Below are 21,065 nucleotides of genomic sequence, written 5' to 3'. Positions count from 1 at the left end.
CCCAAAAATCAGGTTTCAGACGACCTTATTATCAATACTTTTGTCAGAAGCGGTAATTCACGCCCAAGGCAAACTCGCGGCCGCGCTCGTAGAAGGGCACGCGTCCGTTGCCGTCGGGGAAGCGTTGGCTGTGCGAACGGTATTGCTTGTTGCCGATGTTGTTGACGGAGAAGTTGACGTTCAGGTTGTCTTTTTTCAGCGGCTGCCAGTTGGCGTAGATGTCGTGTACGCCGTAACCGGCTTTCTTGCCGTGTATCGTGCCTTGTCCGCGGGCGACGTCGGTGTATTTCACGCTTTGGGCGTAGCGGCCGCGCCAGCCGATTTCGAGTTTGGGATTTTCAAACTGATAAGACAGGCCGGTCAGCCATTGGCGGCCGGTGTTCCAGAAGGTGAACGAGCTTTCGTGGTCTTCGGCTTGAATCGGGCTTTCGCCGTAGTACATGTCGCCGTTCAGACGAGGTTTGACGTAGGACACGCCGGCGCGCGCGGTCAGACCGCCCCAGCGGTAGGATGCGTCAAGTTCGTAGCCGTAGGTTTTGAGCGTGCCGCCGTTGTAAATCTTGCCGCGTTCGGTGATGGAGGCGGTGTTGTTGTTGATTTTTGCCCAACGATAGACGATGAGGTTTTTGATGCGTTGGTGGAACACGCTGCCGCTGACGTTGAAATTGTCGTTGCGCCATTTGAAGCCCAATTCGGCACGGCGGGCGGTTTCGGCTTTGAGGTTGCTGTCCAAATCGGCGGCGGCGCCTGCGCGTTCGTTAGCCAGCAGGGCTTCGTTCAGGCGGGGCGCGCGGCTTGCCTGATTGAGGTTTGCCAAGAGGGAGAAGTTGTCGTTGATGTCCCAAATCGCGCCGATGCTGGGGTTGAGCTGACCGTGCGACGCGCTTTGTTTGCTGGCGGCGTTGTATTTGAAATGGTCGTAACGCAGGCCGGTGGTCAGGGTAACGGGGTTCAGGTTCCAGATGCCTTCCGCGTACACGCCGTATTCGGCTTTCTTCTCTTTGTCGCGGTCATACAGGCCGAGAATCTTCAGCCATGCGCCTTTGTCGGACGGCTCGGAGGTTTCGTGGCGGTAGTTGACGCCGTATTTCACCATGTGTCTGTCGCCAAAGGAGCTGGCGAGGTTCAGGTTGGCGCCGGTCGCTTTGATTTTGCTCAACTCAAGCTGACCGATGGGAACGCCGCCTTGCGCCGTGCCGGAAGCTTGGGCTTTCGGGGAAGGCGCGCCTTTAGGCGGTTTGGTGTCGTCGGTGTTGATTTGGAAGACATTGGCGTCGATTTTGTCGAGGAAGCCGACGTTGCGGCCGCGGTATTCCAGATTGTAGGTCTGCTCTTTTTGATAAGTGCCGTCCACGCCGATGTAGCTGTCAACGTTTTGGAACTCGGCTTTGTCGGTGCGGTTGCCTTTTTGGTATTCCTGACGGTAGGTCAGGCGGATGCCGTGGTCGTCGTTGAAGTCGTAGCCGAGTTTGGCGAGGTAGCTGTGTTGTTTCAGACGACTGCCGCGGTTGACATTGCCGTTGCCGTCTTTGTAGTCGCGGTTGTTGAGGAAGTTGCCTGCAAACAGGGCATCGAAGCCGTTTTGATAGCCGTAAACCGCCGCGTTGCCGGTTGAACCTTTATTGCTGCTCAAGCCCGCGCCGAGTTTGAAGCCGAAAGGTTTGCCGTCGGTCAGCAGGTCTTTCGCGTCAACCGTCGTTACGCGGATGGTACCGCCGACCGCGCCCAAACCCGCGCTCGCCGCGCCTGTGCCTTTTTCGACGTTGATGCTTTTCACCAAAGCGGGGTCAAGCTGGAAGCGGCTTTGGTGGTGGAAGATTTTGGTGGATTGGCTGGTGCCGTCCACTTCCAAATTAATCTTGTCTTCGCCGACGCCGCGGATGCTGTAAAACTGCGCCACGCCGTTGCCGCCGCCGACATCCATGCCGATTTGGTCTTTCATGACTTGTTTCAAATCGGTCGAGGTTTCGCGGTCAAGCTGGTTGCGGGTAACGCGGGTCGGTACGGCAGTACCGGTAACGACGACTTCTTTCAATTCGGCTGTCGCTTCGGGCTTGATATTTTCAGCGTGGGCAAAGCCTGAAGACAGTGCCAGCACCATGATGCTGAAACGGAAAGCGGGGGACTGGGGAGATTTCATAATTCTTCCTCTAGACGGGTTTTGATGGGTTACATTGATTTGAGAGCACGTATTCTAATATTAATTAATAATAATTTGCAAGTAATATTATTTGTTAAGATAATGTTAATCATATAGTCATAATTTCAGAGATTGGGATTTGCTGATGTGTTTTAGCCAAACCTGATGGCAGGCGGATTTTCGGAAGGGTAGGGGAAACCTGTGTATAGTTAATTAAAATCAAAATAGGACAGTAGTGCATCGTCAAATCGGGCGTAATCAGACAAAACGGTTCGCAGATACCGTTTAATATTCGCCCACACCTTCTCAATCGGGTTGAGCTCAGGTGAATAAGGTGCAAGAGGCAATACCTTATGTCCTAATTTTTCCGCCATTTCCCGTAAGACACCCATACGGTGAAATCGTGCATTATCTAAAATAATCACCGATTTTTGAGTCAATGCGGGCAGTAGGCATTTCTGAAACCACGCTTCAAAAAAGACCCCGGTCATCGTATTTTGATAAACCATCGGAGCAATCAGCCGGTTGCCGACTTGTGCGGACACCAGAGATAAGCGTTGGTAGACCTTCAAAGTTGAGTATTGTACCATTTTGTTTTTAATTGACTATAAAATTGCAATGATACGGCGTTGCCAACGCCTTTATGTACTACCCGTACACGGCGGGCGTTGCCGCCTTGTCTCATTTTTATTTTAATCCACTATATTTATTAAATTTCAGGAGAAAACATGAAAACCATAGGCATCATCGGCGGTATGAGCCCCGAAAGTACCGTGCTCTACTACCAAATCATCAACCGCGAAACCAACCGCCGCTTGGGCGGCAACCGCAGTGCCAAAATCCTACTTGACAGCGTGGATTTTGAAGAAATCGTCCGTTTGCAGAAAAGCGGCGATTGGATGGCGGCGGGAAACGTGTTGGCGCAAAGTGCGCGGAAGCTGGAAGCGGCCGGCGCGGATTTTTTGCTGCTCGCCACCAACACCATGCACAAAGTCGCCCCCGCCATCGAACAGGCGGCCGGCATCCCCTTGCTGCACGTCGTCGATGCCACCGCCGCCGCCATCAAGTGGCAAGGCTTGTCCGCCGTCGGCCTGCTCGGCACGCGCTTTACCATGAGCGACGGTTTTTATACGGAGCGCATGGGTTCGCAGGGTGTGCAAACCATAGCTCCTACCGCCGCCGAACAAGACGAAATCCACCGCATTATTTTTGACGAACTGTGCCTGAACCGCATCCGCCCCGAATCCGCCCGCTACTTTTACGACGTGATAGGCCGTCTGAAAAACGAAGGCGCGCAGGGCGTAATACTCGGCTGCACCGAAATCTGCCTGCTTGTGAACGAAACCGACAGCCCGCTGCCCGTGTTCGACAGCACCGCCATCCATGCGCTCTCGGCGGTAGATGCGGCGCTGGCGGAATAACACGGCAAACGCCGTTTTGTTTAAAGGAACAGGCTGTAAAGCCGAAAAAACAGCCGGACGGTTTTTCAGACGGCCTTTGAGAAAGCAAGCTATCAACAGGAATCCCCATGCGTACCCTGAAAAACATTCTGACCCTGATGCTCAAAGAGTTCCGCAGCGTGCTGACTGATCCGGTGCTGATGGTGCTGATTGCGTATATCTTTACCGCTACGATTTATCAGATGGCGCAGGTCGGGGCGGATTTGAAAAATGCCACCGTCGGCATCATCGACCAAGACCGTTCGGTTTTGTCCATGCGTATCCGCGATGCCGTGCAACATCCGTTTTTCAAACCGGTAGAGGACGTGCGGCGCGAAGATTCGGACGAATTGATGGATAAGGGCGAGTTCACCTTTATTTTGGAAGTGCCGCCCAATTTCCAGCGCGACATGGCGGCGGGGCGCAATCCTGATTTGCAGCTTTTGGTTGATGCGACGTCGATGACGCAGGCGGGGGTGGGCGCGTCTTATCTTTCGCAAATTATCAACCGCGAAATTTACGAATTCACCGGCGTGACACGGCCGGAGTTAATCAGCCCCGTCATTAACACTTATTACAATCCCAACGGCGAAAGCGCGTGGTTTATGCCGACTTCGCAAATCGGTTCGATGTCGTGTATGTTGCTGATTTTATTGACGGGGGCGGCGGTTATCCGCGAACGCGAACGCGGCACAATCGAGCATTTGCTGGTGATGCCGGTCAATGCGTTCGAACTGATGATGGGCAAAGTGCTGGCAAATGCCGCCGTGATTTGGGTGGCGGCGTTGTCGTCGCTGTGGTTTATCGTGCATTTGAGCATAGGCGTGCCGCTTATCGGCTCGGTGCCGCTTTATGCGGTAGGGCTGGCGTTGTTCCTGTTTTCGGTGGCGTCGCTGGGCATCATGATTGCCACGTTCGCATCGACGATGGGGCAGTTCGGTATGCTGATGTTGCCGGTGTATATCGTGATGAACCTGTTTGCCGGCGGCGCATCCCCGCGCAGCAATATGCCGCACGCGGCGCAACTGATCAGCGAATATTGGCCGCTGACGCAGTTCGTCAAATTCTCGCAAGACATCCTGTTCCGCGGCGCGGGGATTGAAATCGTGTGGGGACATATGCTGATTATGGGCTGTATCGGCGTAGGATTCTTATGGCTGGCATTGCTTCGGTTTCAAGGGATGTTGGAGAGGCAGGGTTAGATAGGCCGTCTGAAAATGAGCAGCGAAGTGAGTTTCGCTAAAATTACAAAGCGAACTTCTTCACAATCTATTCTTGAAAGATTGAAAAGATGATTGAAAACGAATACGGCCAGCCGGTCGGTGAAATCGTGGAAAAATTGAGTGCGGGCAGCCTGCCGCAGGTGCAATTATTGCAGGGACGTTTCTGCCGTTTGGAAAAGCTGTCGGCAGAAAAACACGGCAGCAGTTTGCGGGAAGTATATGCTTCACCGCCGGAAAATTGGACTTATCTTTCCATAGGCCCGATAACGGATGCAGACGGCTTGGCGGCTTATTTGGCCAAGCTGGAGCAATCTGCCGACCCGTATTGGTTTGCCATCGTCGAACAGGAAAGCGGACGGGCTGTCGGCACGGTTGCCCTGATGCGTACCGACACCGCCAACCGCACGATTGAAGTCGGCTGGGTGGTGTACGGGGAGAAACTGAAACGCACCCGCGCGGCTACCGAAGCGCAATTCCTGCTGATGCAGTATGTATTCGAAACCCTGCATTACCGCCGCTATGAATGGAAGTGTGACGCGCTGAACGCACCTTCCTGCCGTGCTGCCGAACGGCTGGGTTTCACTTACGAAGGCACTTTCCGCCAAGACCGCATCAACCGCGGCCGCAGCCGCGATACCAATTGGTATTCGGTAATCGACAGCGAATGGCCGGAACGCAAACGGTGTTTCCTTGACTGGCTGTCCGATGATAATTTCGATGCACAAGGCAGGCAGAAAAAACCGTTATAGCGGATAGGGTGGCCGGCATAATCAAAGGAGACCGAAAAATGAACCAGAAAACCGAAGGCAAACCCGCCAAAATCAGCCTGAAAAAATACCTGCGAGAATTGAAGTATCTGCATGGCGAACTGGTCGCCCTGCAACGCTGGGTACAACGCGAAGGCCTGAAAGTCTGCATTATCTTCGAAGGGCGGGACGGCGCGGGAAAGGGCGGCACAATCAAGGCGATTACCGAACGCGTCAGCCCGCGCGTCTTCCGCACCGTCGCCCTGCCCACGCCCACCGAGCGCGAAAAAAGCCAGATTTACCTGCAACGCTACATCCCGCACCTGCCCGCCGCCGGCGAAGTCGTCATCTTCGACCGCAGCTGGTACAACAGGGCCGGCGTGGAGCGCGTGATGGGCTTCTGCACCGAAGAAGACTGCTTCAAATTCCTGACCATCATGCCGTTTTTTGAAAAGGCGCTCACCGACAGCGGCATCATCCTGCTCAAATATTGGCTGGAAATCGATATGGGAGAACAGGAACGCCGTCTGAAAAACCGCATCGCCGACCCGCGCAAAGTCTGGAAACTCTCGCCCATGGACACCGAGTCCTACCGCCGCTGGTACGATTATTCCCGCGCCCGCGACGAAATGATGGCCGCCACCGACACATCATGGGCACCGTGGTTCGTGGCCGACAGCAATGACAAACGCACCGCCCGCCTGAACATCATCCGCCATTTGTTGAGCCAAATTCCCTACGAACACCTGCCCATGCCCGAAGTCGAATTTCCGCCGCGTCAAAAGGCAGACGGCTACCGCGAAACCGATCGCAGCCGCCGCATGGTGGAGGACTGGTACGGCAAACAGGCGCAAGCCGACAGAGAATATAAAGAACAACGCAAAAAACAAAAACGGCAGACAAAAGCCGACAATGCAGTCTCGGAAGAGTAGGGATGAATAAATCTAAAGGCCGTCTGAAAACGGTAAAACACCTTGCCCCGATTTGCTTTCGCCGCCGTCAAAAGCAACAAACAAAGGAAAACCCATGTTCCGACCGCAAAAAACAGCCTTGGCTTTGGCCGTCTGCATCCTGACTGCCTGTCAAAGCACGCAAATCCCCCTGAAAAGCGAAATAAACCTGCCCGAATCCTACGGCCAAAACCGGGCCGCCCAAGGCAGTGCCGAAACCGCCCGCTGGTGGCGGAATTGGCACGACCCCGTATTAAACCGCCTGATAGAACAAGGCTTGGCGCAAAGCCACGACATCCGCATCGCCCGCAGCCGTCTGGACGAAGCCCGCGCACAGGCAAGGCTGGCCGCTGCCGACACGGGCATCAACAGCGGCATCAGTGCCGAAACCCGCGCCACGCACAGCGAAATAAACAACCCATTGGATGACGGCATACGCGGCCGGCTGGCGCAAAACCCCCAAACCGAAAAACTCGGCCGCGACACTTTGAGCGGCAGCCAAAACCTGCTTGCCACAGGCATACAGGCATCTTGGGAACTCGATATTTTCGGGCGTAAACGCAGCGACGCCGATGCCGCAAACTATGCCGCACTGGGGCAGCAGGAAGCCTTGTACGGCGCGCAACTCCTGCTGAGCGGCGAAATTGCCGCCAATTACCTGAACGCCCGCGCCGTGCAGGCGCGGCAGCAGACTGCCGCCGCCAACATCGCCGTCCTGCAGAAAATGCTGCAATATGCTGAAGGACGCTTCCGCGCCGGACACGTTGATGCCCATGCTGTCAAACAGGCGCAAAGCGCGTTGGCCGCGGCCCAAGCCGCACAAAGCACACTTGATGCCGAATATGGCGCATACGTCCGCAACATCGCCGTATTGACCGGCCAAGTGCCGCAACACTTCCGGCTGCCCGACAGCCCCGCCGACATCCTGTCCGCCCAGCCTGCAGCGCCAAGCGGGCAGACACCGCAGGGATTGATCGAACGCCGTCCCGACCTTCGGGCCCGCGCCGCCGAAGTCCGCGCCTATGCCGCCAAACTCGCCGGCGCGAAAGCCGACCTGCTGCCGCGTTTCACCATACAGTTTCTGGGGCAGGGCGGCCGCATCGAACTCGAAGGCGACCACGGTCTGCACGGTTGGAACAGCCTGCTCAAAATCGGCATCAGCATCCCGCTGTTTACCAACGGCCGCATCAAGGCCAACATCGATGCCGCCGATGCCCGCCTAAAAACCGCCCTGCTGAATTACGACCGCACCCTGCTGACCGCTTTGGGCGAAGTCGATTCCGCCTACCAAAGCCAAACCGCCCTGACGCGGCAAAGCAAACTGCTGCAACAATCCCTGCAACAGGCGCAAAGCCGTGCCGACGGGGCGCAAAAATTATTCCGTTACGGCAGCCTGACGCTGGACGAGGCCCTGCGTGCCAGGCTGGACGAACAAGAAGCCCGCGAACGCCTGATACGTTCCCAACTGGCTAGGGCGCAGGCGGCGGTAGGCCTGTACAAGGCATTGGGCGGCGGCTGGGAAGAAACGGCTCAGGCGGATTAGCGGATGGTGTCAGAAGATGGTAACGCCGCAGCCGGGCAAATGAATCCGAAACGATTCGTCAATTTTTGCGGATGATGTCTTTCAGACGGCCTCCTGCCTGAAAATGCACGGCTGGCTGGCTGGTTTGTCCCGTCTTTCATCTATGGCCGATGGCATCATTGCCGCCATCATCCGTCCGCAGAACGAAAGGCCGTCTGAAAACCGATATTATGGTTTTCAGACGGCCTTTATCTGCATCGCCTGCTTGGCTTAATCCTTGCTCAGCGTGCTGTAATCGACCATCAGGAATTTGGCGGTCAGTTTTTTCGAGGCGTTGCCCTCGTCGCCCATCACAATCAGACGCGGCTTGCCGTTTACGGTAATGGAATCAATAGTTTCTACGGTTTTGATGTGCGGTGTTTGGTATTGCGTTTTTTGCGTTTGCTTTTTTGGGAGGGCTGCATTTTGGGAGCAGGTTCGGCTGCATGGGAATCCGCACCGTCGGGCTTATGTTCGGGTTTGTTGCCGAAAACACCGCCGATACCGTTTTCAGACGGCCTCACGCTATTTCTGCCGTGGGTAAAATCAGTTACAATGACGGCCTTTTTATTCTTTGATTTTACTTGGAAGCTATGTTTTCAGCCGTAGAGAAATACAACGGCCCGGCCAAGATAATGCTGGGTTTGATTGCACTGACTTTTATCGGTTTCGGCGCATCTACCGTCGCCGCTCCCGGTTCGGACTACATCGTCAAAGTGGGAGACGAAAAAATCAGCACGCAAAATGTGCAGGCCGCCGTGCGCGAAGAGGGATTGGAGTCCAATCAGGACGCGCTGACCGTGCTGACCGACCGTGCCTACCTTTACGAAGGCGCGCGCGCAATGGGCATCAATGTTTCGCTGGAGCAGTTGAAGCAGGTCATTATGGACGACAAAGGCTTTCAAGACGAAAACGGCCGTTTCAACGAGCAGAAGTTCCGAAATTTTCTGGCGCAAAGCGGCATGACCGAAGACCAGCTGATTGAAAAACTGCGCCATCAGTTTGAATTGCAGAATGTGGCCAACCTTGCCGCCAACGGCAATATCGTCAGCAGCCAGCAGCTTGAACGTATCGCCAAACTGATGCAGGCCGAGCGCGAAATCCGCACCGCCGTGGTCGACCCGCGCAATTTTGCCGCCGGAATCAAAGTGGACGATGCCGCGCTGAAGGCCTATTACGATAAAGACAAAAGCAAATACCTCATCCCGAAAGCGGTGAAATTTGAATATATCGAATTGTCGGCCAAAACTTTGGCCGACAGGCAGACCGTCAGCGAAGAAGAAGTGAAAAAAGCCTTCGCCGAACAGCAGTCGTCCGCGCAGCCGAAGCAGGAAGTGTCGCACATCATGTTTGCCCTGACTCAGGGCGGCGACAAAGCCAAAATCAAAGCGGAAGCGGAAAAAGTGCTGGCAGAAGTAAAAGCTTCGCCTGACAATTTTTCCGCCCTGGCGCAAAAATATTCGCAAGATACCGCCACGGCCCAATCGGGCGGCGCATTGGGCGTGGTGGATAAATCTTCCGCCCTACCGGAAGAGTTTAAAGCTGCAATCGCCAAGCTGAACAAAGGCGACATCACCCTGGTGGAAAGCACGGCGGGTTTCCATATCGTCCGCATCACCAATACGCAGGGTCAGCAGAGTTTTGACGAAGCCAAAGCCTCGCTGGAAGCGGAATTGAAGCAGAAAAAAGCGCAGCAGGCCTTGGCGCAGATGCGGCAAACCCTATCGCAAACCACGTTTGACTTCCCCGACAGCTTGAAGGCTGCAGCCGAGAAAACAGGGCTGCCCATCCAAAGCCACAACGAATGGTTGAGCCGTCAAAATGCCGTGCAGCAAAATATTCCTGCCGAATGGCTGGAGGTGTTGTTCAGTGATGAAGTGTTTAAGAAGAAACACAATTCCGACGTGATTACGGTTGGCGATACTTCTTGGGTGCTTCGTGCCACGGAAACGCGGGAAGAAAGCACGCCGGCTTTCGAGCAGGTAAAAGAACAGGTACGCACGGCCTATGTAAACAGCGAATCAGCCAAAGCGGCGATGGAGCAGGCGAAAAAACTGTTGGCGGAACTGCAAAAAGGCGGCAAGCCCGAACTGGCATGGTCGGAAAAAGAAACACTGAGCGCGTCCGACGCACGATTGCGCCTGTCTCCCCAAGCATTTGCCGTGCTGGCAAAAGCACACCCGACAGACGGAAAACCCGCTTACGTGCTGCTGGAAGGACAGCCTGCGCCACTGTTGGTGGAAGTCTTGTCGTCAAAAGTGCAGAAAGCCGATGCGGATGAAAGTAAAAAACTGAAAAACGAATTGGCGCAGCGTACCGGAATCGGCATGTATACCGGCCTGCTGACCTATCTGAAAACCAATATTCCCCTGAAGCAGGGCGCGCAAAAGTTGGATTCAGACAGACATTAAGCATGATGCCGCAACCATTTCAAAGGCCGTCTGAAAATACCTTATGCCGGATTTTTCAGACGGCCTTGATTTTCCCGCCTCCCGCCTAATATTAGGCCTTCGTCCACATCCGTCATCACAAAGGAAAACGATGAAAAAATCCCGCCTGACACTGCTTGTTTTCACTGCATTCGCCTTGGCTGCCTGCGGTAATGACAAACAGGCCGAACTCGAACAACAGCTTAAAGCGCAACAGGAGCAAATCGCCCAATTGAAGGCGCAGGCTGCCTCGGCCGCCGACCAAACCGTTTACCAGCTCCTACCCGATGCCGTTAATGAAACCCTGTCGCCCGAAGCCCAGCAGCAGGGCAAAAACGGCGAAATCGTAACCGGCAAAGACGGCCAGCAATATATGTATGACTCCTCAACAGGAAGCTGGTTCCTGCAAAGCCTGGTCGGAGCGGCGGCCGGTGCCTTCATCGGCAACGCGCTGGCCAACAAATTCGCCCGCGCCCCGGCCAACAGCCCGGCCGCGCAACAAGTACGCAGCCGCTACGAGCAGCAATACAAAGGCAAACGCCCCACCGCGCCGACCAGCCTGCGCCCGCAAAATGCCGGACAACGCGGCCAACAGACCGGCGGCTACCGGCCGACAGACCGCACCCAATCCAACTATCAGCAGCCGCGCCGTCCCACCATGCCGCGCCGCAGCGGATTCGGCCGCCGCCGCTAACCGTTTTCAGACGGCCCCTTAACAGATGAGGCCGTCTGAAAAACATTGCACCGCATCCCTAGATACAGCAAGGAATAAACCATGAGCAGCAAGCACCACAAACTCATCATCCTCGGTTCCGGCCCCGCAGGTTACACCGCCGCCGTTTATGCCGCCCGCGCCAACCTCAATCCCGTCATCATCACCGGTTTGGAACAAGGCGGCCAACTCATGACTACCACCGAAGTGGACAACTGGCCTGCCGATGCCGACGGCGTGCAGGGCCCCGAACTGATGGCGCGCTTCCTCGCCCACGCCGAACGCTTCGGCACGGAAATCGTTTTCGACCACATCCACACCGCCCAACTGCGGCAACGCCCGTTCAAACTTATCGGTGATGCGGGCGAATACACCTGCGACGCGCTGATTGTGGCCACCGGCGCATCGGCCAAATACCTCGGCCTGCCGAGCGAAGAAACCTTTGCGGGCAAAGGCGTTTCCGCCTGCGCCACCTGCGACGGGTTCTTCTACAAAAAACAAGACGTAGCCGTAGTCGGCGGCGGCAACACCGCCGTGGAAGAAGCACTCTACCTGGCCAATATCGCCAATACCGTAACCCTGATACACCGCCGCGACAGCTTCCGTGCCGAAAAAATCATGGTGGACAAACTGATGCGCCGCGTGGAAGAGGGCAAAATCATCCTGAAAACCGAAGCCGTATTGGAAGAAGTATTGGGTGACGACAGCGGCGTAACCGGCGCGCGGTTGAAATTCAACGACGGCCGCAGCGAAGACATCGCCGTCAAAGGCGTATTCATCGCCATCGGCCACAAACCCAACACCGACATCTTCAAAGGCCAGCTCGATATGGACGACGCAGGCTACCTGAAAACCAAAGGCGGCAGCGGCGGCGACGTCGGCGCAACCAACATCGAAGGCATTTGGGCAGCGGGCGACGTGAAAGACCACACCTACCGTCAGGCCATCACCAGCGCGGCCTCCGGCTGCCAAGCCGCTCTCGATGCCGAACGCTGGCTCGACGGCCAACACTGATTTCCACGCCGTCTGAAAAAACCTTTACACGGAAAAGTTTTCAGACGGCCTTTACCTCAACCGAAAGGATTGCAAAATGATTAAACTGACCACCAACAAAGGCGTGATTACCCTCGAACTGGATCACGACAAAGCCCCGATTACTGCCGCCAACTTCGAACAATACGTTAAAGACGGCTTTTACGACGGCGTGATTTTCCACCGCGTCATCAAAGGATTCATGATACAGGGCGGCGGCATGACCCCGGACATGAGCGAAAAAGCCACCCGCGACAGCATTCAGAACGAAGCTCAAAACGGCTTGAAAAACGACAAATACACCATCGCCATGGCGCGTACCCAAGCCCCGCATTCCGCATCCGCCCAGTTCTTTATCAACACCAAAGACAACGACTTCCTCAACCACACCTCGCCCAGCCTGCACGGTTGGGGTTATGCCGTATTCGGCAAAGTAACGGACGGTTTCGATGTGGTTGATGCGATTGAAAACGTCGCCACCAAACGCCACGGCTACCACGACGACGTGCCGGTCGAACCTGTTATCATCGAGAAAGCGGAAATCGTTTAATCCGCACATATAGGCCGTCTGAAAACTTGGGTTTCAGACGGCCTCCCCTTATGAGATAATCGCCCCATTTGACAAACCTCAACGAGAATACCCACCATGGCAGACGAGAAAAAAAGCAGCAAATCGGAAGACAAAAGCAAAGCCCTGGCCGCAGCTTTGGCCCAAATCGAAAAACAGTTCGGTAAAGGTTCCATTATGAAAATGGACGGCAGCCATCAGGATGAAGACCTCGAAGTCGTCTCTACCGGCTCGCTCGGCCTCGACTTGGCGCTCGGCGTCGGCGGTTTGCCGCGCGGCCGCATTGTTGAAATTTTCGGGCCGGAATCTTCCGGTAAAACCACCCTGTGTCTGGAAACCATCGCCCAATGCCAGAAAAACGGCGGTGTGTGCGCCTTTATCGATGCCGAAAACGCCTTCGACCCGATTTATGCGCGCAAGCTGGGCGTGAAAGTGGAAGAATTGATGGTTTCCCAGCCGGATACGGGCGAACAGGCATTGGAAATCTGCGATATGCTGGTGCGTTCCGGCGGTGTAGACATGGTGGTTATCGACTCGGTTGCCGCGCTTGTACCGAAAGCGGAAATCGAAGGCGATATGGGCGACAGCCACGTCGGCCTGCAAGCCCGCCTGATGAGCCAGGCACTGCGCAAACTGACCGGCCACATCAAAAAAACCAATACTTTGGTGGTGTTCATCAACCAAATCCGCATGAAGATTGGCGTCATGTTCGGCAGCCCGGAAACCACCACCGGCGGTAACGCCCTGAAGTTCTATGCATCCGTCCGCCTCGACATCCGCCGTGGCCTCCAAATTAAAAAAGGCGACGAGGTTATCGGCAACGAAACCAAAGTCAAAGTCATTAAAAACAAAGTTGCCCCGCCATTCCGCCAGGCCGAATTCGATATCCTCTACGGCGAAGGCGTGAGCTGGGAAGGCGAATTGATAGACCTCGGCGTGAAATACGATATTGTTGAAAAATCAGGCGCATGGTACAGCTACAACGGTGCGAAAATCGGACAAGGCAAAGATAATGTACGCGTTTGGCTAAAAGAAAATCCCGATGTTGCAAACGAAATTGACAGCAAAATCCGGGCTGCCGCCGGTACCAATATCGAAATTACCGAAGGCGTGCGTGATGAAACCGACGGGGAAGAACCGGAAGAATAAACTTTGGGTTCGGTTTGAATAGAATCGGTATCGGCAGTCTGTCTGATTCAAAACGACCACTCCCCAATATGGAAGCGGTTGTTTTAAATTCAGACAGGCCGTCTGAAAAGCATGAATCGGAGTCCGAAAACGGCTGTTCAAACAAACAGGCAATTGCCTCTGCAATTGCCTGTTTTAACATAACTTGATAGAATTACGCCAAATATTATATTGTCAATTACTCACTTTATCTAAAATCATGTCTAAATTTTCTAATTCATTAACCAAGTCGCGCAATCCTTTCGATCAGCAAAAAAACAAAAAAAATGCCGCGCCGGGCAGTACGGCGGGTGCATTGGGATTGTTGTTGTCCATTCTTGCCTTTGCCGTTTTGCCGCTGTTGAAAACGCTTGAGTTAGGCAGCGTTGTTACCGACTTGGGCGTGCCGCTGTATGTATTGCCGATCGCTTTGGCAGTCTTAGCGGTAGTGTGTGGATTCAAAGGACGGGGCGGAGTGGCCGCAATCGGATTGTTGCTGGGCATCGCGTGCCTGTTGTTGGCGGGTGTCTGTGTCGGCATCGATCGCTTTGCACCGCAGTTTAATACGGCATTGAAGCCTGTTTACGAATTGTCCGGTTTGGAAATGCCGACAGCCGTTTCCCCGGTAACAGGAACCCCCGTCCCCAATATCGAACAGAAAAGCAGCCCTAATCCTGATTCTGCTGCCGATGCCTTGATTTTTACGCAAAACCTAATTGCTTCCAAGCTATCGGAAGGTTTGGAGTTGAATCAGATTACAGAAGCATTGATGTTGAATGAAACGCAGCATAAGTATTGGCAAAATATCAGCATCCTGCAGGGCACGATTACCGCCATTCCGGTTGGCAGCGATCAGGCTTTGGCCATGCTGCCGTTGCAGGAAGGCAATAAAATTACATGGGCATGCAGTGGCAATATTCCCGAGAGTGTGAAAGAGTTATGTGAATAACTTGCTCGCAAACTCGATTTAAATCAGGCCGATTCAATAAAAAGCTTGTGGCTCATAAACCAAACAGTGCTGGATAATCTACTTTGATTGTTCAGCATTTTGCATGAAGAAAATGATTTTCTTTGGATGTGTGCAAACGGCTGGATTTTCTGAATTTTAAAGTTAATGTATAGATTTACTGACTACCTATTGTCGGTTTATCTTGCCTACATTCTTTATATTGTCAAAGGTTAGAACTTTGTGTCAGTTGATTAAAATGGAGATAAACAAAAAGCAGACTGTATAAAACAGTCTGCTTTTTAAATTTGTGGCGGAAAGGAAGGGATTCGAACCCTCGATACGCTATTCACGTATACACGCTTTCCAGGCGTGCGACTTCAACCACTCATCCACCTTTCCTGACATAAGAGGCGCATTATAGGGAAATTTATTGTTGAAGGCAATACTTTTTTCAGACGGCTTTAAACAGGGAGTATCTAAATATGAAAATAATCAGGCCGTCTGAAAATCAGCTCAAATGATGCCTCTGGCTTTTTCACATAAATCATCAGGATTTTCCCAATATTGCCCGTCTAAATCCTTCAGGAAATATAAAAGGCCGTCTGAAAAAGTTTTCAGACGGCCTCTTCCATTACTTGAATCAAGCCAACAATTCCCGCCAGCGTTTCACTTGGAAGCGCACTTGCTCCGGCGCGGTCCCGCCCAAGTGGTTGCGCGCGTTCAGGCTGCCTTCGGGTGTCAGTACGCCGTACACGTCTTCTGCAATCAGGTTGCTGAATCCTTGCAGGACTTCGAGCGGCAGTTCGCTCAAATCGACGCCCGCTTGATCGGCGTGGCGCACGGCTTGGGCGACAACTTCGTGGCTGTCGCGGAAAGGCATGCCTTTTTTCACCAAGTAATCCGCCAAATCGGTGGCGGTAGCGAAGCCCTGCATCACGGCGACGCGCATATTGTCGGGTTTGACGGTCACGCCGCGCATCATGTCGGCGTAAATCCGCAGGGTGTCGATGAGCGTATCGGCGGTGTCAAACAGCGGTTCTTTGTCCTCCTGATTGTCTTTGTTGTACGCCAAGGGCTGCGATTTCATCAGGGTAATCAGGCCGATAAGGTGTCCGATGACACGGCCGGATTTGCCGCGCACGAGTTCGGGCACATCGGGATTTTTCTTCTGCGGCATGATGGACGAACCCGTACAGAAACGGTCGGCAATGTCGATAAAGCCGAAACGCGGACTCATCCACAAAATCAATTCTTCAGACAAGCGGCTCAGGTGAACCATAACCAGCGAGGCGGCAGCGGTGAACTCGACGGCAAAATCGCGGTCGGATACGGCATCAAGCGAGTTTTGGCAGATTTGTTCAAAGCCCAGCAATTCGGCAGTGATTTCGCGCTGAATCGGATAGGTTGTACCGGCAAGGGCGGCAGCGCCGAGCGGCATACGGTTGACGCGTTTGCGACAGTCGGTCATACGCTCAAAATCGCGTCCGAGCATTTCGACGTAGGCGAGCATGTGGTGTCCGAAACTGACGGGCTGGGCGACTTGCAGATGGGTGAAACCGGGCATGACGGTTTCGGCGTTTTGTTCCGCCAAATCGACCAAGGCCGTCTGAAGGCTCCGAATCAGGTCTTGAATAACGGTAATCTGGTCGCGCAGCCACAGGCGGATGTCGGTGGCAACTTGATCGTTGCGGCTGCGGCCGGTATGCAGGCGTTTGCCGGCATCGCCGATTTTTTCGGTCAGGCGGCGTTCGATGTTCATGTGGACGTCTTCCAAATCCAGCGACCATTCGATTTTGCCGGCTTCGATTTCTGCCAAAATCTCGGCCATACCCTGTCGGATGGCATCCAAGTCGGATGCGGGCAACACGCCGGATTGGCATAACATTTCGGCATGAGCGAGTGAGCCTTGGATGTCCCATTGTGCCAAACGTTTGTCGAATTCGATGGAGCCGGTGTATTTTTTTACCAGTTCGGATACCGGCTCGTTGAATCTTCCCGACCATGTTTTGTTGCTATTCATATATAATCCGCAGTTTACGTTGGTTAATGATAATAAAGAAATGGGTATTATACGTCAAATGGGCAGCTGGTTTGCAGTTCCCGATATGCGCAATTTGGGTACGACGATCAGGATAGTCGCATTCGGTATCATTGCAGCGTTGATACTGCCTTTGGTGTCCGGCGACGGCGGTTCGTATTTCAATAAAGTTTTGAAGGAGCTCGAATGGATTGCCCCGGTTATTCTGATAAACGGATTGGTCGGCTGTTTTACAGACCGTTTTTTAGTCAGGTACAGTCATGGCGTGTTGATTAAAATCATTGCCTGCATGGCCCAGTTTTTCATTGTCGATTACATATTCCTGGGCACGCGGGGTGAGTTTGTCAGGCATTTGGTTCTGTATGGGACGGGATTGCTCTTCATGATGTATGTCGAGGCCAACCGTTTGCGCGCGTTGTCTCCCGCAGTATCGGAAGCACGATTAACGGCCTTAACGGCGCGTATCCGGCCGCATTTTCTGTTTAACAGCCTCAATGCCGCCATCAGCCTGATACGTTTGCGGCCTTATGATGCCGAAACCCTGCTGGAAAACTTGGCCAACTTGTTCCGCGCCCAGTTGCGCGACGGCAGCCAGTACAGCACGTTGGGGCAGGAAATCGAATGGGCGCAGGAGTATATCGCCATCGAGCAAATCCGTATGGGGCACCGCAGGGTTCAGGTGGAGTGGCATCATGATGCGCCGGATGATGCGGAAACTCCGCAGCTGCTGTTGCAGCCGTTGCTGGAAAATGCGGTTTTCCACGGCGTGGAAACCACCCACAGGCCGGGCAATATTGTGGTTCAAACCGCTTTGCAGGGGCATTGGCTGTATATCCGCATTGAAAATCCCTTTACACCGCATGAAAATATGGAGAATACTCAGAAAGTCCACCGCAGTAATTCTATGGCCTTAAAGAATCTGAAAGAACGTTTGGACATTATGTATGACAATGATGCCCAGCTGAAATTGGAAGCATTGGACGAATTGGGTATTTACCGCGTCGATATCCGATTGCCTTACCGCAGCAAGGACAAAGAAACGGAATACCAAACCCTGTTCGGCGGCGATTAAGCCGTTGATAAAGCGTATGGCTGCCATACGCGAAAACTATTGTTTAATCCCGGGGCTTGAAATCGGCGGTCTTTCCCCATATTCTGTGCGCCGTATCATTCACAACTGAAAAGAAAAGGATAAATCATGAGCAGCGAATTGATTGTGCATACCAGTGATGCCGATTTCGAACGCGATGTTTTACAGTCTGACGTTCCCGTATTGCTGGACTTTTGGGCACCTTGGTGCGGACCGTGCAAAATGATTGCACCGATTTTGGACGAAGTGGCTGCCGAATTTGAAGGCCGTCTGAAAGTGGTTAAAATCAATATTGACGAAAATGAGCAAGCTCCCGCCAAATTCGGCGTTCGCGGTATTCCGACTTTGATGGTGTTCAAAAACGGCCAAAACGTGGCAACCAAAGTGGGCGCGCTGGCCAAAGGCCAATTAACCGCTTTTGTTAATGCCTCCATCGCCTAAGCGGATTTTTATTCATTTGAAAAAAACGGTATGCCGAACAGCATACCGTTTTTCGTTGTGCGCCGTATTGATGGCGGCAAATCGGTTAGGAATACCGCCATGTTTTTCAGACGGCCTATTTCAAAATATTGACACGGCGGATGATGACAGGTTTAACCGGGACGTTTTGATGAATGGCCTGATCAGTAGTGGAAACTTTGCCGATATTGCGAACAACGTCCATACCGCCGATGACTTTGCCGAATACGGCATAGCCGTAGCCTTGCGGCGATTGGTCTTTATGATTTAAAAAATCGTTGTCGGCTAAATTGATGAAAAATTGGCTGGTGGCGGAATGCGGGTTGCCGGTGCGCGCCATGGCGATGGTGCCTGCCGTGTTTTTCAGGCCGTTTCCCGCTTCGTTGCTGATGGCTTTATCGGTACTTTTTTGTGCCAGGTCGGCAGTAAAGCCACCGCCCTGAATCATGAATCCGTCGATTACGCGGTGGAAGACGGTATTGTTATAAAAGCCTTTTTCGGCATAGCGGACAAAGTTGGCCACTGTTTTCGGTGCGCGCTGTTCATCCAGGCTGAGTTTGATGGTGCCGTAGTTGGTGTCTATCTCGGCCAAGGTTTCGGCTTGGGCGGTCAGGCCGGAAACGGCAAAAGCGGCGGCCAGCAGCAGTTTGGCGGTTTTATTCATAAAATGACTCTCGTGTGAAAAAGGTGCAATCATGCGCGATTTTTTTGTGAGGAAGGGTAAACGGCGGTTAAAACCTGTTTGAGGCCGTCTGAAAATAGGGAAACGGCAAAAAGTCGGGTTTCAGAAAAGCCAACGTGCAGCAAAAGTCCGAAAGCAGCCTGAAAGTCGGCTATACTGCAAACCCTTATCCGTAAACAAGGAAACAAACCGTGGCGGTGAAGAATTACTGGCACATGCAGATGCACCCGACAGCCGGATTGGCGGATTTCGGCTGCCATATCGATTGGATTTTGGAACACCGGAGCTTTATCGGCATGGGCGAATGGGAAGGCGGGCGCGATACGATTAACACATTTGTCAATGAGATGGCGGTAAACGACATCGTCGCCATCAAGCGCGGAGGCAAACTGGTGGCTTTGGTTCAAGTAATCGGCGATGCCTATTTCGTTCCGCGTGAAAGCGATGCCGACCCGCGCACGCAATGGATGGAAAACCGCCGCCCTGTCCGCGTATTGGATTGGGCAATCAACGGCGAAACCCTGCCGCAACGGATGGGTACGTTAAACCGCTGTGCCAACCAACAGGCGGAAACCACAAAGATTATCCAAAACTGGCACGCGCGCGTGAACGAATCATTGAAAAAACGCGGAATTCCGATCGAAGTCTGACTGGTTTTGAAACCACCTGTAAGATTGGGAACCGATTTACCGTTAAAGCGGGATTGTTATGGGCATGCTGACAACCTTCATCATTGCACTTTTTTCCACATCGGAACCTAAAATTGCCGAAATCCGGCACACGGCGGAGTACGGCGGTTTGCTGCAAATCCGGATTGCGGCAGATAATAATCAGCCATGCGGCAGCATACACATGACGCCGGAGAGCTTGGATTACATCATTACTTGCGGCCGATACGCAGGCAAAGCCCTGATGCCGCATCATGACATCATATTGAACCATACCGGACAGCAGCTTGTCGCGCACTACCGTTCAAACGGAAAAATATTGTTCAAAATCAACTGTTCTACCGACGAATACAGAAAAATCTCGGCCTTTCTGCCCGAATCGGCAGAGGATGGGCGGATGGAGATTGGAAAGGAAAGCCCGCATCCGCCCCGCAGTCATCCGTCAGACAAATAACGGCCAACCAACTTATAATGCCCAATTTCCAGGTATGGCCGTTTCATCCCGCCTGCCGCTGTCCGACACACACCTGAAAGCCACAATATGCTTATCCTGCTTGATCAAGACAACGTACTTGCCGATTTTGAAAGCGGCTTCCGCCGGCATTGGCGCAACCGCTTTGGCGAAGACGCGCCGATAGAAGGCAAAGAACATCTCTTTTATATCCGCGACCGCCTGCCCGAACACCTGCAAGCACACGCGGCGGAACTTTACGGCACAGTCGGTTTTTTCGAGAGCCTGCCGCCCGTCTCAGGCGCGGTGGAAGCCGCCCGCGCGCTCTTGGCTGCCGGGCACGACGTGCGCATCTGTACCGCGCCGGTAAACCAATACCGTTACTGTGCCGGCGAAAAAATTGCTTGGGTAGAACAGCATTTGGGCACGGAATGGACACGGCGCGTCATCATCGCCAAAGACAAAACCTGGGTACGCGGCGATATCCTTATCGATGACAAACCCAATATCGAGGGCACATTGCCGCCCCTATGGCAGCACCGTCTCTACGATGCGCCGCACAACCGTCATCTTGATGTGCCCCGCATCGTATGGGCACAGCCGGACACTTGGGCGGATTTGCTGGTCGGTTGATGCCGCTTTTGTGCGAATGGTCGATATGGCGGATTCGCCGGGGTTGGATTGGTATTTGATTGATTTTGTTTCGATTGAAAGATTATCCATATGCCGAGAGGCCGTCTGAAATGGTTTCAGACGGCCTC

The 21,065-nt window shown here is 53.5% G+C and carries 20 protein-coding genes, 1 tRNA gene and 2 pseudogenes; 16 read left to right on the top strand and 7 right to left on the bottom strand.

Annotated elements, in window-relative coordinates:
* Window positions 1-43 precede the first annotated feature (43 nt).
* Together ACTHSL_RS01445 and ACTHSL_RS01440 are read right to left on the bottom strand one after the other, a co-directional pair.
* Entirely contained in the window at window positions 44-2,140 is a 2,097-nt protein-coding gene (locus tag ACTHSL_RS01445) for a TonB-dependent receptor plug domain-containing protein (protein ID WP_107884073.1), read from the bottom strand.
* Window positions 2,141-2,349: 209 nt separating this feature from the next.
* Window positions 2,350-2,709 (bottom strand): annotated as a pseudogene (locus tag ACTHSL_RS01440) (IS630 family transposase); the annotation flags it as partial.
* Between the two features lie 159 nt (window positions 2,710-2,868).
* Between ACTHSL_RS01440 and ACTHSL_RS01435 the strand changes: the two are divergent.
* From ACTHSL_RS01435 to ACTHSL_RS01415, 5 genes are all read left to right on the top strand, one after another.
* Entirely contained in the window at window positions 2,869-3,561 is a 693-nt protein-coding gene (locus ACTHSL_RS01435; RefSeq protein ID WP_440380061.1) for an aspartate/glutamate racemase family protein, read from the top strand.
* 107 nt (window positions 3,562-3,668) lie between these two features.
* Window positions 3,669-4,781, top strand: coding sequence for an ABC transporter permease (locus tag ACTHSL_RS01430; RefSeq protein ID WP_308023664.1), 1,113 nt, complete (start codon window positions 3,669-3,671; stop codon window positions 4,779-4,781).
* Between the two features lie 89 nt (window positions 4,782-4,870).
* Window positions 4,871-5,551 carry a GNAT family N-acetyltransferase gene (locus ACTHSL_RS01425; protein ID WP_440380060.1) on the top strand — a complete coding sequence of 227 codons (681 nt, stop codon included), beginning with the start codon at window positions 4,871-4,873 and terminating at the stop codon, window positions 5,549-5,551.
* 38 nt (window positions 5,552-5,589) lie between these two features.
* Window positions 5,590-6,480: a polyphosphate kinase 2 gene (gene ppk2, locus ACTHSL_RS01420; protein WP_440380059.1), complete on the top strand. Its 891-nt coding sequence runs from the start codon at window positions 5,590-5,592 to the stop codon at window positions 6,478-6,480.
* A gap of 94 nt (window positions 6,481-6,574) precedes the next feature.
* On the top strand, window positions 6,575-8,041 hold the full coding sequence (locus tag ACTHSL_RS01415; protein WP_440380058.1) for an efflux transporter outer membrane subunit: 1,467 nt from the start codon (window positions 6,575-6,577) through the stop codon (window positions 8,039-8,041).
* A 249-nt stretch (window positions 8,042-8,290) separates the two neighbouring features.
* Here ACTHSL_RS01415 and ACTHSL_RS01410 read toward each other — a convergent pair.
* Window positions 8,291-8,434, bottom strand: a pseudogene (locus ACTHSL_RS01410) (DUF3616 domain-containing protein); the annotation flags it as partial.
* Complete coding sequence (locus ACTHSL_RS01405) at window positions 8,419-8,583, bottom strand: hypothetical protein (protein ID WP_159070374.1); 165 nt, start codon at window positions 8,581-8,583, stop codon at window positions 8,419-8,421. The pseudogene ACTHSL_RS01410 and the gene ACTHSL_RS01405, both read right to left, overlap by 16 nt.
* A gap of 69 nt (window positions 8,584-8,652) precedes the next feature.
* Here ACTHSL_RS01405 and ACTHSL_RS01400 point away from each other — a divergent pair, with 69 nt between their 5' ends.
* The 6 genes from ACTHSL_RS01400 (at window position 8,653) to ACTHSL_RS01375 (ending at window position 14,916) form a co-directional block, all read left to right on the top strand.
* The gene (locus ACTHSL_RS01400; RefSeq protein ID WP_440380057.1) at window positions 8,653-10,470 is read left to right on the top strand and encodes a SurA N-terminal domain-containing protein; all 1,818 of its coding nucleotides are present in this window, start codon (window positions 8,653-8,655) and stop codon (window positions 10,468-10,470) included.
* A gap of 130 nt (window positions 10,471-10,600) precedes the next feature.
* Window positions 10,601-11,182 (top strand): hypothetical protein, encoded by a 582-nt coding sequence (locus tag ACTHSL_RS01395; protein ID WP_440380056.1) that lies wholly within the window; start codon window positions 10,601-10,603, stop codon window positions 11,180-11,182.
* 81 nt (window positions 11,183-11,263) lie between these two features.
* Window positions 11,264-12,214: a thioredoxin-disulfide reductase gene (trxB, locus tag ACTHSL_RS01390; protein ID WP_440380055.1), complete on the top strand. Its 951-nt coding sequence runs from the start codon at window positions 11,264-11,266 to the stop codon at window positions 12,212-12,214.
* 76 nt (window positions 12,215-12,290) lie between these two features.
* On the top strand, window positions 12,291-12,782 hold the full coding sequence (locus tag ACTHSL_RS01385; protein ID WP_440380054.1) for a peptidylprolyl isomerase: 492 nt from the start codon (window positions 12,291-12,293) through the stop codon (window positions 12,780-12,782).
* A gap of 96 nt (window positions 12,783-12,878) precedes the next feature.
* The gene (gene recA / locus ACTHSL_RS01380) at window positions 12,879-13,949 is read left to right on the top strand and encodes a recombinase RecA (protein WP_440380053.1); all 1,071 of its coding nucleotides are present in this window, start codon (window positions 12,879-12,881) and stop codon (window positions 13,947-13,949) included.
* Window positions 13,950-14,187: 238 nt separating this feature from the next.
* Complete coding sequence (locus ACTHSL_RS01375; protein ID WP_440380052.1) at window positions 14,188-14,916, top strand: sugar ABC transporter permease; 729 nt, start codon at window positions 14,188-14,190, stop codon at window positions 14,914-14,916.
* Between the two features lie 308 nt (window positions 14,917-15,224).
* Here the strand turns inward: ACTHSL_RS01375 and ACTHSL_RS01370 are convergent.
* Together ACTHSL_RS01370 and argH are read right to left on the bottom strand one after the other, a co-directional pair.
* Window positions 15,225-15,315: transfer RNA gene (locus ACTHSL_RS01370), tRNA-Ser, on the bottom strand.
* 241 nt (window positions 15,316-15,556) lie between these two features.
* Entirely contained in the window at window positions 15,557-16,936 is a 1,380-nt protein-coding gene (gene argH, locus ACTHSL_RS01365; protein ID WP_440380051.1) for an argininosuccinate lyase, read from the bottom strand.
* Between the two features lie 40 nt (window positions 16,937-16,976).
* Here argH and ACTHSL_RS01360 point away from each other — a divergent pair, with 40 nt between their 5' ends.
* Window positions 16,977-18,026, top strand: a complete 1,050-nt coding sequence (locus tag ACTHSL_RS01360; protein WP_440380050.1) for a sensor histidine kinase — start codon at window positions 16,977-16,979, stop codon at window positions 18,024-18,026.
* Window positions 18,027-18,152: 126 nt separating this feature from the next.
* The gene (gene trxA, locus ACTHSL_RS01355; RefSeq protein ID WP_440380049.1) at window positions 18,153-18,485 is read left to right on the top strand and encodes a thioredoxin TrxA; all 333 of its coding nucleotides are present in this window, start codon (window positions 18,153-18,155) and stop codon (window positions 18,483-18,485) included.
* Between the two features lie 115 nt (window positions 18,486-18,600).
* Here the strand turns inward: trxA and ACTHSL_RS01350 are convergent, their stop codons facing one another.
* Window positions 18,601-19,167: a peptidylprolyl isomerase gene (locus tag ACTHSL_RS01350; RefSeq protein WP_214037399.1), complete on the bottom strand. Its 567-nt coding sequence runs from the start codon at window positions 19,165-19,167 to the stop codon at window positions 18,601-18,603.
* A gap of 209 nt (window positions 19,168-19,376) precedes the next feature.
* On the opposite strand from ACTHSL_RS01350, the gene ACTHSL_RS01345 reads away from it, so the two are divergent.
* The 3 genes from ACTHSL_RS01345 to ACTHSL_RS01335 all read left to right on the top strand — a co-directional run bounded on the left by ACTHSL_RS01345 (window position 19,377) and on the right by ACTHSL_RS01335 (window position 20,937).
* Complete coding sequence (locus ACTHSL_RS01345; RefSeq protein WP_440380048.1) at window positions 19,377-19,835, top strand: pyruvate kinase; 459 nt, start codon at window positions 19,377-19,379, stop codon at window positions 19,833-19,835.
* Between the two features lie 58 nt (window positions 19,836-19,893).
* Window positions 19,894-20,307, top strand: coding sequence for a hypothetical protein (locus tag ACTHSL_RS01340; RefSeq protein WP_440380047.1), 414 nt, complete (start codon window positions 19,894-19,896; stop codon window positions 20,305-20,307).
* 87 nt (window positions 20,308-20,394) lie between these two features.
* On the top strand, window positions 20,395-20,937 hold the full coding sequence (locus ACTHSL_RS01335) for a 5' nucleotidase, NT5C type (protein WP_440380046.1): 543 nt from the start codon (window positions 20,395-20,397) through the stop codon (window positions 20,935-20,937).
* The last annotated feature ends 128 nt before the right edge of the window (window positions 20,938-21,065 follow it).

It is taken from the genome of Neisseria sp. P0008.S010 (genome assembly GCF_051962715.1).
Taxonomy (GTDB): domain Bacteria; phylum Pseudomonadota; class Gammaproteobacteria; order Burkholderiales; family Neisseriaceae; genus Neisseria; species Neisseria elongata.
The sequence above is the reverse complement of the archived record's forward strand: the minus strand, read 5'-3'. Positions and strand labels throughout refer to the sequence as shown.